The organism is Desulfosporosinus hippei DSM 8344 (assembly GCF_900100785.1).
Lineage (GTDB): Bacteria > Bacillota > Desulfitobacteriia > Desulfitobacteriales > Desulfitobacteriaceae > Desulfosporosinus > Desulfosporosinus hippei.
On sequence record NZ_FNCP01000004.1, the window covers coordinates 17,406 to 35,751 of the forward strand.

The 18,346-nt window shown below is 43.6% G+C and carries 14 protein-coding genes; 2 read left to right on the forward strand and 12 right to left on the reverse strand.

Annotated features, from left to right (window positions below; all coding sequences use genetic code 11):
- Window positions 1-279: 279 nt before the first annotated feature.
- The 8 genes from BLS16_RS04685 to BLS16_RS04720 form a co-directional block, all read right to left on the reverse strand.
- Window positions 280-1,464, reverse strand: coding sequence for an ABC transporter permease (locus BLS16_RS04685; protein ID WP_092330574.1), 1,185 nt, complete (start codon window positions 1,462-1,464; stop codon window positions 280-282).
- A gap of 18 nt (window positions 1,465-1,482) precedes the next feature.
- Window positions 1,483-2,520 carry an HlyD family secretion protein gene (locus tag BLS16_RS04690; protein WP_092330577.1) on the reverse strand — a complete coding sequence of 346 codons (1,038 nt, stop codon included), beginning with the start codon at window positions 2,518-2,520 and terminating at the stop codon, window positions 1,483-1,485.
- Window positions 2,517-3,188, reverse strand: coding sequence for a TetR/AcrR family transcriptional regulator (locus BLS16_RS04695; protein WP_092330579.1), 672 nt, complete (start codon window positions 3,186-3,188; stop codon window positions 2,517-2,519). Before BLS16_RS04695 ends, BLS16_RS04690 begins: the two co-directional genes overlap by 4 nt.
- 362 nt (window positions 3,189-3,550) lie before the next feature.
- Window positions 3,551-4,768 (reverse strand): adenylosuccinate synthetase, encoded by a 1,218-nt coding sequence (locus tag BLS16_RS04700; RefSeq protein WP_092330581.1) that lies wholly within the window; start codon window positions 4,766-4,768, stop codon window positions 3,551-3,553.
- An 18-nt stretch (window positions 4,769-4,786) separates the two neighbouring features.
- Complete coding sequence (locus BLS16_RS04705) at window positions 4,787-5,692, reverse strand: hypothetical protein (RefSeq protein ID WP_092330584.1); 906 nt, start codon at window positions 5,690-5,692, stop codon at window positions 4,787-4,789.
- Window positions 5,693-5,744: 52 nt separating this feature from the next.
- Entirely contained in the window at window positions 5,745-6,752 is a 1,008-nt protein-coding gene (locus tag BLS16_RS04710) for a hypothetical protein (protein WP_092330586.1), read from the reverse strand.
- A 30-nt stretch (window positions 6,753-6,782) separates the two neighbouring features.
- Window positions 6,783-7,514, reverse strand: coding sequence for an NUDIX hydrolase (locus tag BLS16_RS04715; RefSeq protein WP_092330589.1), 732 nt, complete (start codon window positions 7,512-7,514; stop codon window positions 6,783-6,785).
- A 339-nt stretch (window positions 7,515-7,853) separates the two neighbouring features.
- Window positions 7,854-10,067, reverse strand: a complete 2,214-nt coding sequence (locus BLS16_RS04720; RefSeq protein ID WP_092330591.1) for a response regulator — start codon at window positions 10,065-10,067, stop codon at window positions 7,854-7,856.
- Between the two features lie 399 nt (window positions 10,068-10,466).
- On the opposite strand from BLS16_RS04720, the gene BLS16_RS24525 reads away from it, so the two are divergent.
- Both BLS16_RS24525 and BLS16_RS23430 read left to right on the forward strand, forming a co-directional pair.
- A complete protein-coding gene (locus BLS16_RS24525) occupies window positions 10,467-10,589 on the forward strand; it encodes a hypothetical protein (RefSeq protein ID WP_282433720.1) in 123 nt (40 codons plus the stop codon).
- 26 nt (window positions 10,590-10,615) lie between these two features.
- Window positions 10,616-10,759, forward strand: coding sequence for a hypothetical protein (locus tag BLS16_RS23430; protein ID WP_165574420.1), 144 nt, complete (start codon window positions 10,616-10,618; stop codon window positions 10,757-10,759).
- A gap of 222 nt (window positions 10,760-10,981) precedes the next feature.
- On the opposite strand, the gene lon is transcribed toward BLS16_RS23430, so the two are convergent.
- The 4 genes from lon to BLS16_RS04740 all read right to left on the reverse strand — a co-directional run bounded on the left by lon (window position 10,982) and on the right by BLS16_RS04740 (window position 18,345).
- Window positions 10,982-13,363, reverse strand: coding sequence for an endopeptidase La (gene lon / locus BLS16_RS04725; protein ID WP_092330594.1), 2,382 nt, complete (start codon window positions 13,361-13,363; stop codon window positions 10,982-10,984).
- A gap of 121 nt (window positions 13,364-13,484) precedes the next feature.
- Complete coding sequence (locus BLS16_RS04730; protein WP_092330596.1) at window positions 13,485-14,048, reverse strand: TetR/AcrR family transcriptional regulator; 564 nt, start codon at window positions 14,046-14,048, stop codon at window positions 13,485-13,487.
- A 71-nt stretch (window positions 14,049-14,119) separates the two neighbouring features.
- Window positions 14,120-17,176: an efflux RND transporter permease subunit gene (locus tag BLS16_RS04735; RefSeq protein ID WP_092330599.1), complete on the reverse strand. Its 3,057-nt coding sequence runs from the start codon at window positions 17,174-17,176 to the stop codon at window positions 14,120-14,122.
- Between the two features lie 11 nt (window positions 17,177-17,187).
- Entirely contained in the window at window positions 17,188-18,345 is a 1,158-nt protein-coding gene (locus BLS16_RS04740; protein ID WP_092330602.1) for an efflux RND transporter periplasmic adaptor subunit, read from the reverse strand.
- Window position 18,346 lies beyond the last annotated feature (1 nt).

Consider the following 18,346-nt stretch of genomic DNA (forward strand, 5'->3'; position numbering starts at 1 on the left):
ACCCGTAAGAAAAATAAAAATCATTTGGTAATTCCTTAAGCATAAGCCAACCTCTAAATTTAGTTACAATAACTTATTGTTTGATAATAAAGTTGTATTATATTATAAATATCCATCCCTGACAATAGTTAAAAGCCCAGAGTACTTATCCCTAGTCAAGTCGGGATATTTCAGACATCAACTATCCGATATATTCCCATCTCTATATAATTGTATTAGCCAATGCTACATTAAGGCCCTTGAAATATGCTGTTTCAACATATTTCAAGGGCCTCGCATTTATCCCGCTATTATTTCCGTGATCTTTTCTTCTACCTGCCGAAATTCCTTTTTAAGTTGACTATGGACTAATCCTATGGCTACCGGCAGAAAGACAGCTGTCATCTTTAGCAGTGTCCAGATGTTAGGTAGAACCTGCTCCAAACTAATTCCCATCAAGGCCAAATCCCTAACTTCGGAGACGAAATAGGTAAGGGGAAGAACTTTCGAAATCATCTGCACAAAATCAGGCATTGCCTGAAGCGGCCAAGTGAAGCCGGATATCAGGAAGGAAGGAACCGCAAAAAGCATAGCTAATTGGGTGGCTTCAAGTTCGTTTTTACAAATAATAGATAGCATCACTCCTAAGGACATGATGGTCAGGAGAAAGACGGAAAGCAGCAGCTCAAAGGTCCATATGCTGCCGTGATAGGGCACTTGGAAATAACTAATGCAGAGATAATAGACTAAGTTAGCGCTCAACATATTAAGCAGAAAGTGGACAGTTAACTTCCCCAAGACCACTTCGATTGCATTATAAGGCCTCAGTTCATTAATCGTTCCAAGGCTCTTTTCTCTTGACAAAGCACTTGCTACATAGAGCAAGGCAATCTGCTGTGCCACTGTACCCGCTAAGCCTAGCAGCAAAAAATTCGCATAGTTGAAGGTTGGATTATACCATATTCTAAGAGCAAATCGAGCAGGCAGGGCGGCTGAGGCTGCCTGGTCCGGAAGCAGGCCGGCTCCGCTCTCCAGGCCCTTAATACTTGCCCCTGCGGAAAAAGTGCCTACAATTTCATTAGCCGCAGAAAGTACAGCATTACTGAATAATAGGTTCGTTCCATTGACAATCACTAAAACGGTACTGCCTTCCCCGGTTTTTATCTTAGCGTCCAGATCTGCTGGGATAACGATGCCCGCAGTGATTTTACGATTCTCCATCTCGCTGCGTAGTTCAGCTTCGCTTGCCACCTGGCCAACAACATCAAACTTCTCAGAATCCCGAAACCCCTGGGCAATAGCCCTGCTAGTGGCCGTGTTATTATAATCCAGAACTACAGTCTTGATGTCCTTGACCACATGAGTACTATACATCAGACCAAATAGTATCATATATAGCAGCGGTATCATGAATATCACTACCAACATTCGTTTGTTTCGAATAATATACTTGAGTTCACGGAGGGCTACTTTTAGAATACCCATTGTTCAGACTCCTCACCCTTAATTAAATTTTACACTAACCTCCATACCCGGCCTTAAGTCTGGCGAGTTAACCTGAACTTTAACATTATAAGAAACGATATCCTTTTCCCCCCGGTCATTGGTAGCTCGGGTGGTCGCAAATTCTGGTTTGCGGCTAATGTCTATAATTTTCCCACTAAGTTTCTTATCCTCCTGGCTGGAGATCAGAATGGCAGCTTCCTGCTCTAACTTTAGATCAGTCAACACACTCTCACTTACCTTCACGTTAACCCAGTTGTCCAAATAATTCGTGACACTCATAAGGGGCAGTCCCTGGGAGACCATTTCCCCTTCTTTTACGTTAAGCGAAGTAACTGTCCCATCACAAGGTGCTTTGATCTGAGCCTCCGCAAGATTATTTTCGATCTCCTTCAGTTGCCCTTCGGCAGCAGCCTGGGAAGCCTGTGCTCTTTGAATATCTGCAGCATAAACGTCGAGTTGCGCACGTGCCGCCTGAGCCATTCCTAAGTCGGCTTCAGCAGCTTCCACCCCTACTAATGACAGCTTATATTTATTTTCCACTCCATCCATATCTTGATCCGCAATAACCTTAGCTTTATGGAGATCTAGCATCCGTTGATACGTCTTTAGAGCTAATTCCGCGTCGGTTTTAGCTTTCTCAACTCCAACTTGTGCTTTAGTGATGGCAGCAGTGGTTGCGCTGTTTGTAGCGGACATTGCGGCTGTTGCTTTGATAATGTCTCCTTGAGCGACCTTTACCGCAGCCTGTGCTGCTTCTTCCTTTGCTTTAAGATCACTGTCGTCTATTTGGGCCACTATGTCTCCTGCCCTGACCTGCAGACCCTCTTGGACATTTAACTTGACTACTCGGCCGGGAATTTTGGTATTAACGCTAACTTCTTGTGCTTCTGCATTTCCAGTGAAATCTGTAGCGGATTGTTGTTGATTAGCAATCGCTACTCCTACCGGAAAATAGGAAGCACACCCAGTTAGGGTTGTAGCCAAGGTCAACAAACCGATTATTCTTGTTACCTTTTTGATGTATTGCAAGTTCACATTTCTTCCTCCCCATGTTTTAGTATTCCATTAAAGATAATGTCTTGGATATGTATCAAGCGCTCTTCGAGCATAGAAGGAGCCATCATATCCTCCTTCCAGAAGGTCTGAAGCATCTCCCGTCTTGAAAAATAGACTAGACATAGTGCATTAACACTCACCAGAAGATGACGGATATCAATATTCTTACGTATCAAACCCGCCAGCTGGCCTTCTTGCAAAAACTGGCGAAGCACAGGCTCAGCAGGATCAATTAGTTGGGGAAGGACTCTGTTGGCATATTTCTCCTGGTTCAAAGCTTCCCAGCTCATTAGACGCACAAACTCATCGTGCGCTGCCAAATAATAAAAGTATTCCCGAATCGCCTGCTTAATCACTGTTTCAGGGTCGGCCCCTGACTGGATTACTGACGACCCTCTTGCATAGAGCTTGGTATAATTGTAACGAAGTACTTCCACATATAAGTTTTCTTTACTCCCGAAGTAGTGATAGATCATCCGCTTATTAATCTTTGCTTCATCAGCAATTTCATCTACTCTTGAACCTTCCAGTCCTTTTTGGGCAAAAATAGCTGTTCCGGCTAAAAGTATTCTTTGTTTACTTTCCTCCGAACGAGTAAGGTCACCACTTTTTTCGGTATTAAGTTGATGTGTCGGGTTACCTTTCATTTTTCATGTCACCACTTTCATTAGCTGATAGATTGCTTTCGCTTAGTGATTTACATCCAAGTAAGTAAGTAACTAGTTAGTTACTTGATATAATATAGAACTTATAACTTAGTCTGTCAAGAGCAACGCCTGTGGATTATTAGAACGAGTTCTCTTTGATTGATTCATCAATGGTTCCTTCTAGGGACATAGGACTCTTATTTGGACGCAGTATGTGCCGGAGTCTGTGCTGGAATTATCGCGAGTGCTATTTTAATTCTTATTGCCTTAGGGGTCATATTCTAAAAGAAAAGTGCACATTGAATTGGCTACCATTTATAAAATGGTAGCCTTTAATATCCGTCTCTTCATCCATTTTGGTTTTAATACTGATGTCGGGCAGCATATTGGTGGCAAAGCACAGTGCCTTGGATATCCTCCGCCTTTTCTCCATATGAAGTATAACCGGCATGTAGGTTCATAATCTTCAGCAAATCTGCTACTTCGAGCTTTTCGCTATCCAGGATTAGGTATCCATCCGTCTCGTCTAAGTGGGTAACGGCTAACTCTACCGCAGCTGTCCGGTTTAAAAACCCCAGGTCTTTTTCTACTGAGTGTTGGAAAGCAGCCACATCAAAATAGCCATATTTAAAGTTACCTTGATAGGCATTGGTCTGATTTGTTTTATCCCTTAAACCCGCCGGTTTAAGGTCAGTACTATCACACTCTGTCTTAAAGAGTCCGGCCCCATGTCTCGTAAAATAAGATCTGGTTACATAGCATATGGAAAGGTCACAAGCATCGACACCGCTTAAGATATCTATGGCATTTTTAATGCCGGTGTTGGATGGTGTCAGATGGGGATAATATTCTATATTATCGGCATCCAGCAGTAATCCTTGAGCGCCCTCAAAGACAATGTTGTCGTATTCTTTGATGATATCATTGTCAACAATTTCCGTATGCTGAAGCATAAACCCTAAGTCATAGATATAATTTTCCGTGATAGTTTCGTTCCGGATCAGCTCCCATTCGCTATCCGTTAATTCCGTATTCAGCTCGTCTAATCGTTGGGGAACATATAGCTGAATGGTGCCCGCAATCATCTTAGCCAATTGGTCAAAGTTCTCTTGGATATACCCAATGGTTGTTTTCTGATGGTTGCTTGTTCTCTTGATGGTCTCATAAATCCCTACCCCGCAGCTACCATGCCTATTTTTATCCCTATGAGCCTCGACCATCTGATTGATCATGACATCGCCAGGAAATGTGACCAGGCAATCCTTATGGATATATACTCTCGGAACAACTCCCTTACTTTCCAGCACCTTGTACTCTTTAACGAAGAGCATTGGATTAAGTATGAAATAAGAGGAGAGGTAGGTCAGATTGTTTTCGTTAAAACTGCCCGAGCCAAAATGGCTGAAGACATGTCTTCTCCCGTCTGCTTTAACTACAGTGTGCCCTGCCTGAGCTCCGCCGTTAAACCTTACATTCAGCACCTTTTCCCGGGTAGGGAATGCGGAACAGAAATAGTCTGTTAACAAGCCCTTGCCTTCATCTCCAAAGTTTGCTCCAATCACAATCTTAACGTTTTTCATCCCGCCTACCCCCGTCCTCTAAAATTCGATGAGTCCCTTGGATTTTGTGATTCCGGTTAAACCCTTTAAAGCTTCTTTAACAATTAAAGCCGTTGTGCCATCCCAGGAATTCACAACCGAGTCAATGGGTCTGCCCCTCATAGCTTCCAGAATTGAGACGATAATTTCAGGAATGCGCTGGTAATCCGATACTCTAATGGCTCTTTCCCCAAGTAAATCCCGCCATTTTTCCAGGTCGCTGTCCCGGTGGGACCCACCCTGAGCCAGGCACAGATGGAAGACTTCGTATTTCCGGTTCACCTCGGCCAGCATTTCTGCGACGGGAATGCCGGCCTCAATAATATCGCCAAAGACCCTTTGAATCTCCCGTTGGGTAAGTTTTTCCGGGTAACCGTCATCTCCGATGGTAAATAAAAATCCTTTTCTTCCCTGCTTGTCGAAGGAATCGATTTTTGTATGGCGAGCGGCAAAGTACCAGGCCAGGGGGTAACTTTCAAATCCATTGCCCCCGCCGCCTTGTTCAAAGTAAAGCTTCGTCAGCTGTTCGGCAATGCGAATATCCGATTCGAATTGCGTGACTTGGAAAGGTGCACTATCACCGGCAGGAGCATCTCCGATGGCATTAAACATAATTTGCGGGTCCGTTACAGGATTTCTGTCCAGGATTTCCTGAACAAGAACACCCAGTTTCTCAGCAACCACCTGAAGAAGACGACTCATCGAGCCTGTTACATCAAGTCCGATAATAATCGGCGTGCTGTTGGGATGTTCGCTGCTGTCCCGGCTTTCTCTGAAAGCAACCTGCTTAGGATCGAACTCTGAGGTCATCATTCTGGAAGCATAAATTGCACTTGTGGATTGTCCTGCCACGTTTTTAGCTGAGTACCTAGCCCAGTCTGCTGGTTTCCAACCACCATGTCCCATAAACCATTCCTCCTTAGTAATCAATTGTTCTCTTAAAATAACTAAGCAGTCATTAAAGGCTGTAGACTTCCTTCTCTCCCACTTCCATTCTCATAAACTTCCTAACTCCATAGGAGTTTCGCAAAACCTTGTTCCAACGCAGGAACTCTTTTCTTGCCGAGTCTGCAGCCCCCTTCTCCAACCAAGCTTGATAACTATCCGGCACTTGTGCCTTATTTAGCAATACTCTGCCGATGAGTTTTATGGATTCCAGATCCGTTGTAATACTGCCTGTTTTGTTTGTTTTAGTTAAGGGCCCCATCACATCGTAAATCTGTTTCTGGGTACCGAGCATCTTTTCCCCCTGCCCGACGCAGTACCACCAGCCGCCGAATAAGGCGATTGCGTGGTTTTCAGGTGATACAAAGCAATTTTCCAAACTAATTCCATTATGAACTAGGCCATTGTAATCCAGGTAACAGCAGATATTGCCTAACCGGCTTAGCATCCAGGCTACATGCCTTGGCTCAATCCTTCCTAGATAATAATCGAGCAAATCATGCAATCTAACCAAGTCCTTGGTCTTTTTTATGACCAAAACCCATTTCCCTTCGGCTGTCTCGAACTTATCGATGAATTTCGGGAAATACCGTTCGAACTCATCTTCCATGGCTTGGTTTTCATATCTTAGGGAACTCACCCGCTTAATGGCGTTCTCAAAATATCTCTTGTGCTCTGCCTCAAGTACATAAACCACCACAGAGGATGCCACGTATTGCTGGCCCAGCTCAAAGGGGAACTCTTTGATGAATTTCAACCTTTTGAACTTGTCTTCTTTGGTTTTAAATTCGATAACATTGCTTTCTTCCCATTGTCCGGACTCAAACAATATTTCGGCCTGGGCATACAGATCTCTGATCTTTAGAAAAACATCTTCAGCCATAGTCTCTTTGTTGCGGTCCGGATGGTACTTCTGTACAAGTAACCGATACTCTTCCTTGGCTTTAAGGGGGTGGTTGGAGTAGAGGTCCCCGCATTTTACTGCTGCCAAGATCCCCTGGGGATTATTGATATCAACCATGGTGTCACCTCCTTCCTCCCTTAATTGATACTATCTTTGCTTGAACAGCCGGGCCGGTCGGTGGGCTTTCCCATCTGTCCATTGGTCTGTCTCAATGATTTTATCGTTTAATACCCTTCTAAAGGCCTGGACTTCACGGCCGAGGAGCAGTTCATAAACTGTCTGCAGCTCCTTAACTGTGAAGAGTTCATTGACCAGGTGAAACCCTACATCGGTATACATGATTTTATTTTTGATCCGGTTAAGAGCATCAGCAATAATCATCCTGTGGTCGAAAGCCAGGCTTGTAATCCGAACACTTGGGTCCTTTACCGCAATGAAACTTAGCCTATCCGGCTCCCATTCGGAGGTTGCTGATTCTATCCAGAACCATTCCGCTTCCTTGCCGGCCCGTTCTGAATTGAGCAGGATTTTCTCTTTGGGCGCCAGGGCAATGTAACCTATACTAATAACCCTGCCCCTGATGTCCCGGTTTACATCATCTCCGTAGGAGTATAACTGCTCCAGATAAATATCGTCGAGGCCAACCTTTTCCCGAAGTTTCCTTTTGGCACATTCCAGCAAGGGCTCATCATAATTTACAAAGCCTGCCGGTAAGGCCCAGCATCCGTTGTAGGGTTCTTCATCTCTTTTAACCAGGAGTAGCTGCAGCCCTTTTTCTGCTACTTTCCGGTTATTACTGAGGGGCTTATTATCCGTTGTCAGTACCACTACGTCTGTTGCTACACTCATTCGATGGTGTGTGCTAAAATCATGTTTCATTGGTCATAATCCTTTCGAATTTTCTTGAGCTAATTATATATCAACTTTTACTTAATTACAATATGTTATTAACTATTTGTATCTAACTTTTTTTTGTGAACAACTATAAGTCAAAATTGATAATACATAAAAAAGCACCGCTGTTAACGATGCTTAAAGTTCCCTAGATTTGCAGATTTTGCAGATGGCGAACCGTTCACTTTGATACCATATCGTAACATCCCCCCATAACGGACTTCACCGTCTAGTTATTCACCATGCCTGGTGCACCGCAGAAAAACATATGCTTGGCTCAAATGACCGCTTGAAAGGATAGAATGACTGGATTACGTTTTATCATTATTTAACCATATATTTCGCAAGTGTTGCCTCGAGGACTACCATCGAGATCGGTTTGCTAATATAGTCATCCATGCCTGCAGCAAGGCATTTTTCTCGATCACCCTTCATTGCATGAGCCGTCATCGCAATAACTGGCGTATTCTTATTTAATGAGTCCATTTTCTTAATCTGTTCAGTCGCTTCATAGCCGTCCATGACTGGCATTTGACAATCCATTAATATCAGATTGAATTTTTTGGCATTGCATAACTCTACTGCCTGTTGTCCATTTATGGCTAAGTCTACTAAATATCCTAATTTTTCCAGCATTATTAGTTCTAACCTCTGATTTGGAACCATGTCTTCTACCAGTAGGATGTATCCATTACTCAAATCAGGATGTTTCTTTGGGGCTGTTTGTCTTGTAGTTAAATTTCCTTTGATCTCTGATACTCCTAAAACAAAAACCTCCGAAACAACCTCAAGTAATTCCTTTCGTCGGACAGGTTTAGAAAGATAGCCGGCAAATCTTATACCCTGAGCCAGCTTCCAGTCTCCTTTCTGAGCTGCGGAGGTGATCAGAATAAATCTAATATCCTTGAACCGTTCCTCTGTCAACAAATGTTGCCCAAATTCGTGCCCATTCATCCTAGGCATCGTGTAATCCACAAGTATAATCTGAGGCAAACTTTCTATCGCTAATCCTTGAAGGATTTCAATTCCCTCTATTCCATCCTTTGCACTTATAATCTCACAACCTGTCTCAAGCAGATATTCACAGATGATCATTCGATTACTATCATTGTCTTCAACAATCATAACTCTAAGATTGCTCAAGTTATCATATCTAAGTCTCGGTTCCTCCTCTTCCAGTTGCATTTTTTCTAGTTCTAAAGTTATGCTGAAGGAGCTGCCTTTCTCCGGTTCGCTGATAACTTCAATAGTGCCACCCATAAGTTCTAATATTTTTTTTGAGATAGCCAGCCCAAGACCAGTTCCTTCATACTTTCGTGTTGTAGAAGCATCTGCCTGCATAAATGTTTGAAATAACCTCTGCTTGGCCTCCTTTGATATTCCGATACCTGTGTCTTGTATTTCAAGTAGTATAATTACTTTTTCTATATTCTCTTTCATTAACCTTACTCTAACCGCCACTTCCCCTTGATCTGTGAACTTGACAGCGTTACCTATCAAATTATTTAAAACCTGCCTCAATCTGCCCAGGTCCCCACGAACTCCAACAGGGACTTCAGCCGATATATAGGAGAGTATCTCAATACCTTTTCCATGTGCTTTAGGTGAGAATAGCGAAACAGTTTCTTCCACTAGTTTATGAAGATTAAAGGATATACTTTCAGCCATCATCTGACCCGCTTCAATTTTCGAGTAATCTAATATATCATTAATCACTAAAAGCAGAGCGTCCGTTGAAGTCTTGACTTCTGCCAGATAACTGGCTTGTTCTTTTTCCAATGGCATGGCGGAGAGAATATCTATATAACCGATAATCCCATTCATGGGTGTTCGGATTTCGTGGCTCATATTGGCAAGAAACTGTGATTTAGCCGCTGTAGCTTCTTCTGCAGCATGTAACGCACATTTAAGCGCTTCTTCTTTTTCTTTCATTTTGGCTTCGGAAACAAATTGTTTCTGGAACAAGCGAGAAATGGAGTTAGCAGATAATAATATCAGCCCATAAAAAATCAACAAAAGCACTGTGAAAACCAGGAACAAGAAATTGTGTTCTCCTGCTAAAGTAGCTGTTATTATACTCCCCAGGACACCAACCCAAATCATTGACAGGTACGGGGCTGTCGCCAGAATAAAGGCCCCCGATGTAATAAAACCAACGATATATGATCCCAAGAAGACTAACTGCAGTCCTTCAGCATAAGGATAAATTATAAATGCCAAAAGCCCACAAAAACCAGCTGAGAGTCCTGTCAGAACCATATGCTTTACAATACACATTTTTCCGAGTAGTTTATCATTGCAGTAATCGAGTATGGCTGATACACTCCAAAAAAAAGCAGTAATAGTAATCAGGCCAACGCAGAGATACATGGATAACCTAATCTGAACATTGGGGAAGATCAATAAAATTCCGAAATTACAGATCAACGTTGTAAGCTGAGCAAAGGGAAGAATTTTGCAAACTGCTTTTAATCCTGCAGATCTAGCTTTCTCTATTAGAATCTGTTCTGAATCGGGACTTAAAGGAGAAAAGGCCATAGTTCACCTCATAATAAGCATTCATACTGAACACACTGTTTAATAACACTGCTCTCGATATTCCAGAAGATATACTAAGATTCTACAATAAATGCTAAATTCCTCTATTAAATTAAACAGGCATACCTTCCCATAAGTAAGAAGGTATGCCTGTTTAATTATTCGGATGCTTCCAAGTTCAAAGAAACACTGTCATATGGTTCGGGAATTCCCGTTGTCAGATCGTAAAGATAGGCTGTGTCTAATCATTTCCTGATATTTCTGGATATTATGCAGAGGAAGTTTAAATCTTCGTTTAGGATTTCAGAGATGATCCAAAAAAAATTTCACTTAGACAAATTTCAAATTGCAATAATTTCCATATTATGGATTAGATCAAGATTAAAGGGGGTAAGTTAAATGGCATTTGGTAACATGGATGGAGCCGCTTGCGGTTGTGATCATGGAAAAGGATTTGGAGCTGGCATTGCTGCTATTGTAATAATAATTCTTCTTCTCATCGCATTGGGAATTGTGTTCTAATTTTAAGTTAGAAAGGTGGAAACATTATGTACGGAATGAGTAATGTATGCTGTCCTCCTCAGGTTGCCCCAGTCGCTGGTTATGGGTATGGCGGAGTCGGCGCAGGAGTCGGTGCAGGAATTATCGCGATTGCTATTTTAATTCTTCTTGCCTTAGGGGTCATATTCTAAATCAAGCTAATGTAAAAGTTGTTATAATAATGGAGAAAAACAGCAGGAAGAATATCTTCCTGCTAACTTCATGAACGGATCGATAGGTTCAGTATATTTTTCAAGGGGAGCATACCAATGCTTATAGTTCCCAAGATAGGGCGCTTTCCAAGTTTTCATTTTCTATTTAATTCTCGGGAGGAAGACAACAACCCACGCCTCGCGTTTTGTGAGCTGGATACTTTATATCTCTAAAAAACCCGGCCCTTCCTTCTGCTGAAGCAAACGCTCTATTCTTGGCAGGGAAATCCCCAGGGTTTCTCGGAGCACATCTTCCACGGTTTCTACGGGTATCACCGTAAGTTGTTTTTTTACGTCTTCGGGTACATCCTTCAGATCCACTACATTGTCCTTGGGAATCAACACTTTGCTGGTGCCGGCCCTTTGGGCTCCCAGCAGTTTTTCCTTCAGCCCGCCGATCGGCAGGACGGCCCCTCTCAGGGTAATTTCTCCAGTCATGGCGATTTGAGAATCCACCTTCTTGCCTGTGATCAGGGAAGCTAGGGCGGTGAATAAGGCGATTCCTGCGGAAGGACCGTCTTTGGGTACCGCTCCGGAAGGGACATGAATATGCAGATCCCGTTCCTTAAAAGGAACTGTATTAAGAGGCAAGCGCGATTTTAACAGGCTCAGAGAAATTCTGGCCGATTCTTTCATCACATCGCCCAGCTTGCCGGTGAGGATAACCTCTCCGCTTCCGGGCATATCGGTGGCCTCGATAAAAAGGATTTCACCACCGACGGGAGTCCAGGCCAACCCCGTGACCACGCCGGGAGGATTATCCTGCTGAACCCGGTCATGCCGCGCCACCTGCCTGCCCAACAGTTCCTCCAATTCCTCGGCCTTAATCCGGTAAGGCAAATCGACCTTGTGTGAGACAATTTTTTCCGAAGTTACTCTGGCCAGGGCAGACAGTTGCTTTTTCAGCCCCCTGACCCCGGCTTCCAAGGTATATTCACTGATTATTTTTTGCAGCACATCATCGTCCAACAGCAATTGTTCCGTGGTCAGTCCGTGTTCTTCCAGGATAGCCGGGAACAGATGATTTTTGCCGATATGGAATTTTTCCTCAATGGTATAGCTGGAAACCTGAATGACTTCCATTCTGTCCAATAGCGGCCCCGGTATGGTTTCGGTTGAATTGGCCGTGGCAATAAAGAACACATCGGACAAATCATAGGGCAGATCCAGATAATGATCGGTAAAGCTGTTGTTTTGCTCCGGATCAAGCACCTCCAGCAAGGCGCTGGCCGGATCGCCGCTGAAACCGCCGGTCATTAGTTTATCAACTTCATCGAGAACCATGACGGAATTGTTGGTGCCTGCCTTACGGATGCTTTGGATAATCCGCCCCGGCAAGGCACCTACATAGGTCCTGCGGTGTCCCCGGATTTCGGCTTCATCCCTGATTCCTCCTAAGCTCAAACGGATATACTTCCGCTCCAGCGCCTCAGCAATGCTTTTGCCCAGACTGGTCTTTCCGGTACCCGGAGGCCCGACCAACAAGATGATGGAGCCTTTTTTGCCGTTTTTCAGCTGCATCACTGCCAAATGCTGGATAATCCTGTCCTTAACCTTCTCCAGTCCATAATGCTGTTCATCCAGAATCCGCCTTGCCGCTCCAAGATTAACCGGCTTAACTTCAGCCTTTGCCCAGGGCAGCTGTACCAGAAGCTCCAGGTAATTGCGGATCACGCTATATTCGGAGCTTTGGGGCCCCAGTGACTCCAGCTTATCTAATTCTTCAAGGGCGGCATCCCTGATATCGGGCGGCATCTGAGCATCTTCGATTTTGCTTAGATAATCCTTCTCTTTTTTCCCGCCTTTGCCTTTTTTCCCTTCATTCAATTCCTCCTGAATGACTTTCAGCTGCTCTCTGAGCGCGGATTCTCGGTAGAACCGGTTGGCTCGCTCAGATAATTTCTCGGACATCTGGATCTGCAATTCAATGGCTTCCTTTTGCTTCAGCAGATGATCCATGAAGCGCAAACCCCGTTCCTTCAGGGAATCTATTTTTAAGAGTTCATATTTGTCTTCGTTAGAGATGGGCAGAAACTGACTCAAATACCCAATGAGCAGATTCAAGTCGGCAAAGGGTTCCACCACTTTGTTGTATCTCTCTCCCCCTTGGAATTTTTCACTCACTTCATAGACAACTTTTTTTAGGTAATCCAGCATTTCCTCCCGACCTTGCTCGGTTAAGTCCGTCTGATCCGGTTCAAGCTCGTATTGAGCATAGATCTGACCATTTTCCAATTGAAGTTCCCGAATTACAATTCTGTCTTTTATACTGACCGCTACGTGCAAAGCTTTTTCAGACTCCTCAATTCGATTGACCGCGAAGGTTACGCCAATCCGGTAAAAATCGTCTTCCTCAAGGGACTTTTGACCGAAATTCTGCTTCAATGGCAATGCGATCTTCGCGATTTCATCGTTCTCCAAAAAATTTCTTTGGATATCATCCAGGGTTTTCAGCTGAATGATGGTTTCCACCTTCGGCAATAAAACCGTATGGGATACGGGGAAAACAATGGCTCTCTTTTGCGTGTTATCGATTTTACTCATCTTCTTTTATCCTCTCTCACTTCTTAAATGAATGTTCATTTATTAAATCGTAAAATTTTGCGAGATTCTTTTGTTATTCGCTCTCAATCGATCTCACAAAATCATCCCGCTTACCAGAACTCTATAATAATATTGCGCTCAGGATTATTTTTGTCAGCTCCTGAAGCAAAACCTCTTTTTCCTCTAAACTTTTATGGATGTCAAGGGCGATCGCCTTGACCGGATAAAGAATGACTACCAGCAAATTATCTTCACTGTAGGGTTTAAGGATTTTGTTCTGCTTCATCTCCCCAATTAGTTTATGGAGATGACAAATCCCCTTTTTCCCGTTACAGCTATTGGCTAAGGCCGGACAATTGGAAAACTGCTCAACAAAGCTGAAGATTTCTTTGTGCTCCAGAATATAGTCATAATAACCCCGGATGATCAGCTCAATCTGTTGCCGCCCTCGAGCCCCCTGACCTACCCGATCGATTAAATAGCCATATATTTCTTCCGAGTATTCCTGATAGATATCCTGCAGCATGTTTTCTTTATTTTCATAGTAAACATACACTGTTGCCGGTGAAACCCCTGCGATCTTGGCGATCTTTGAGACAGATGCACCATGAAAGCCCTCTTGAAGGATCAACTTGATTACTGCTTCTTTAATACTTCTTTCTTTTTCGTCATCCTTTTTTCTCATGCAATCACCTCGATATATTCCTATATTAAATGATCATTCATTTATTGTCAATAGGAGTATGGTATGTCAACCTATCCTTTGAGACTGATTACCGAGGATTCCCTTCTGAACATTTTTTTGCAATCATCCAACAAGGTGTAAATAACCGGTACTACAAACAATGTAAGAATCGTTGAAGTAATTAATCCCCCGATAACTGCATGAGCCATTGGCGCATACATCTCCGAGCCGGTTGCTTGCGCAAATGCTGAAGGCAGCATGCCGAAAATCATAGCCAAAGAGGTCATCACGATGGGACGCAGCCTTACCAGCCCAGCTTCCACCAAGGCATTATTAATCTCCACTCCTTCGCTTCTCCTCTGTCTGGCATAGTCAACAAGCAAAATGGCATTCTTGGCAACCAGGCCCATCAACAAAATGACCCCGATCAAAGACATGACGCTTAGCTGACTGCCGGCAATAAACAGTCCAAGTATTGCTCCGATAATAGCCAAAGGCAGAGCAAACATAATCGCTACCGGGTCAATATAGCTCTCAAACTGGGCTGCCATAACCAGGAATATAAAGAGAATCCCCATTCCCAAGGCTATCACCAGCTCAATAAAGCCATCTCCCATTGGATCATCAGCCAGCACAAGAGAAATACCCTTGGGCATCTGTAGTTCATGATTGAGCTTTTGCAAATTTAAAGCTGAAAAATCATCGGTAGAAATCCCTGTAACATTGGCTGAGAGTTCAATTTGTCCAGTCCTGTCATACCTTTGCAGGGTGGAAGAGGTGGTTGCAAAAACCTTGCGGGTCACCTGGTCCAGGGCAACCATACGCTCATTTGATCCTGAGACATAGATCCCGCTCAAGCTGCCTAAGTCCACACGCTGATCATCCTCCAGGGAAACCCTCACATCATAGCGATCTTTTGCTCCATTAAACTTGCTCACGACGACACCGTCAAACAGTGTATTTAGGGTTTCTCCTACTGCAGCCGAATTGACTCCCAGATCTGCTGCCTGATCACGATCCACATCCAGCTGTAACTTAGGCTTTCCTGCCTTATAACTAATGCTTACATCCCGAGCACTGGGATCTTCCTTCAACATCTGTTTTGCTGCCAGGGCAATAGTTTGCATCTGCTCGTAATCATTCCCCCTGATATTAAAGGTGACATCCTTAGCGGTGCCCGACCCCATTGAAGCTGTATAAATGGCCAACTCTATCCCCGGAACTTTTTCATAGTCATTTCTCATTTTCTCAGCGATGTCTTTGGCACTGTCCTTGCGTTCCTTTTTATCAGATAGCTTTAGGTAAATTGATACTTCATCCATTCCTACTGTAGTGTACATACTCCGTACTTCAGGATATTTCAAAGCAATACTTTCCAGGTTCTTAGCTTTTTGTCCTGCCGCCTCCAGGGATAAACCTGAGTCCAGCCCCACATCGATGGTAAGTTCCCCCAAGTCCGTGGCAGGAAGAAAGGTGAACCCCAGCCCGGGAACTAAAGCGATACTTCCCGCAAACATGGCGAAAACCAAGACCAGGGTTTTCAGCCTGTGGCGGAGGACTACCTTAAGTAATTGCGAATAATTTCCGGCAAGTTTATCAAGCCTTTGGTTAAACCACCCTAAAAACTTACCAATAATCCATTTCTCCTTTTTATCATCTGCCTTAAGCAGTTTAGCAGACATCATGGGTACCAGAGTAAAGGAAACGAACAATGAAACCAACATACTAAAAACAACTGTCAAGCCAAACTCAATAAATATTTTCCCGATAAATCCGCTAACCAGGGCAACGGGGAGAAAGACAGCTACAACGGACAGGGACGTGGCCAGGACTGCCAGACCAATTTCAGAAGTAGCATCTTGGGCTGCTTGAAAGGGAGATTTACCCATACCCAGATGGCGCTCAATATTTTCTATGACAACAATTGCGTCATCGATCAGAAGTCCGACGGATAGTGATATGGCCATCATTGACATGGTATTAATGGAAAAATTCATGAGCTTCATGGCAATAAACGTGGTAATGATGGAGATAGGCAGAGAAATTGCACTGGTCAAGGTGCTTTGCCATTTATTCAAGAAGAGAAAGATAATGGCAACTGCCAGGATACACCCTTCCAGGACAGTTTTATTAACATTGTTGACCGTGTCCTTTACTGCCTGGGAATTATCACGAACAATGTCAACCTTTACTCCTTCAGGCAGCAGTCCGGCAATCCGCGTCAATTCTTCTTTAACGTTTTCTGATACCAACACTGTATTGGCACCTGATTGTTTGATGATATCAATCCCTATGGCCGGCTTGCCTTGATAAAAGCAGAGAGATTCCCTATCCTTCATTCCATCCCTCACTTCTGCTACATCACCCACCCTAATCTCAGATCCTGCCCGTTTGGCAATCAGAATATTATTAAAATCCTCAACTTTATTGATATTACTGGTTGTACTAAGGGAAATTTCTGTGCTGGCATCCGTCACCTTACCGCCCTGCATCTCAAGATTATCACTTTGCAGGCTATTGACTACTTCTGACGTAGTTAAGCCAAAGGAAGCGAGCTTTTCCTTATCCAGCAGAATATGTATTTCCCGTTCTGTATTACCTTGGATGTTTACTGCACCAACGCCTTTAACCGTATAGAGACCCTTTTTTACTACATCATTGACTAATTGAGATAACTCTTCAGTTTCTCCTGTCCCGGATACTGCCAGAGAAAAAATAGCTTCGGCAGACATATCAAATTTAGCAATAACCGGCTCCTCAACCTCTTGAGGCAGCTGCCCTCGTATGGAGCCGACTTTATCCCGCACCTCTTGAACCGCTACATCTGCGGATTTATCCATAGAAAACTCCAGGACTGTATTAGACACTCCCTCAGTGATGGTTGAACTTATATGCTTTACTCCGGAAATCTGTCCTGCTGCTTCCTCTACAAGCTTCGTCACCTTAGTTTCGAGCTGCTCCGGCGATGCTCCCCTTTGCTCAACAGTTACTGTAACGTAAGGTATATCCGCCTGAGGCATATCATTGACCGTCAACCTATCGTAGGAGAGAATACCAACTACCAGGAGGACTACGAAAATAACCGTAATAAAAACAGGTCGCTTAATACTGACATCAGCTAAAATCATCCTTATCCCCCCTATTCCGCAACTACCTCTATTACGTCTCCATCCTGCAATGTGTTAACATTAGTACAAATTACACTCTCGCCTTTTTGCACACCGGATTTGATGACTACCACATTTTCCTCCGTTTCACCAATGATTACACTACGTTTACGGGCAATCCCTTGGTCATTAACGTAAACGTAGCAACTGTCTTCATTGCCTGCTAAAGCTGCTAGGGGAACTGTAGCTATTTCAACCTTTTGGTCATTAACTATTTCCGCCTTGGCAAAACTTCCGGGCTTGAGGGCCTGGTCTGGGTTATCCAACTGAATCTGGCCTTTAAAAACCCGTGAGGATGGGTCAGCGGACCCATTAATACTTTTCAGCGTTCCCTCATAGACTAATGGGTCCCTCTCCCCGATGGTTACTTTAGCCTTTTGCCCGACTTTGATATCCTCCAGGTTTGTCTGCTTCACTTCTATAACTGCATTAATCGGGGAAATGTTTTTAACTTTCCCAAGTATGGTTCCCGAATCCACATTCTGACCCAGACTCACACTTTTTTCATCCATCATTCCGCTGATTGGTGCACTGATAGTGGTATAGGCTAAAGAATCCGTAAGGCTTTCTACATTGACCTGCGCTGTAAGGACATTAGCCTTTTGGACCTCGAGGTTTGCTTTCGCCACCTTTACAGCTATCTCTGCCTTTTCCAGCTCAACCTTAGCAATTCCATTATGATCAAATAGTACTTTCAGCCTCTCAAAATTACCCTGTTCCGATTCCAAATTCACTTCCGCACTTGTCAAACTTGCTTGAGCGGCAGACAGTTGACTTTCTGCTGCTCTAAGGTTATTTCTGGCCTCCTTTTCCTCAAGTTTAACCAGCGGCTCTCCCTGATGTATGTACTCACCCTCTTCAAACAGAATTTGTACAACCTTTCCTCCGACTTTACTGCTTACGATACCTTCCTCCGACGCTTCCAAGGAAGCCTTGAATTCAATTTCTGCTGCTTTTTCAATAAAATTCACTTGCTGAACCATGACATAAACCTTATTATTTACAGCTTCAATAGTAACTTGCTTATTTTCTGCTTCAGCTGCTCCCTCCTGATTGCCGAACAACATAACACCTGTCATCAGAACAACCAAAACAGCCATAGAAATAATCACTTTTTTCTTCGTTAGCATT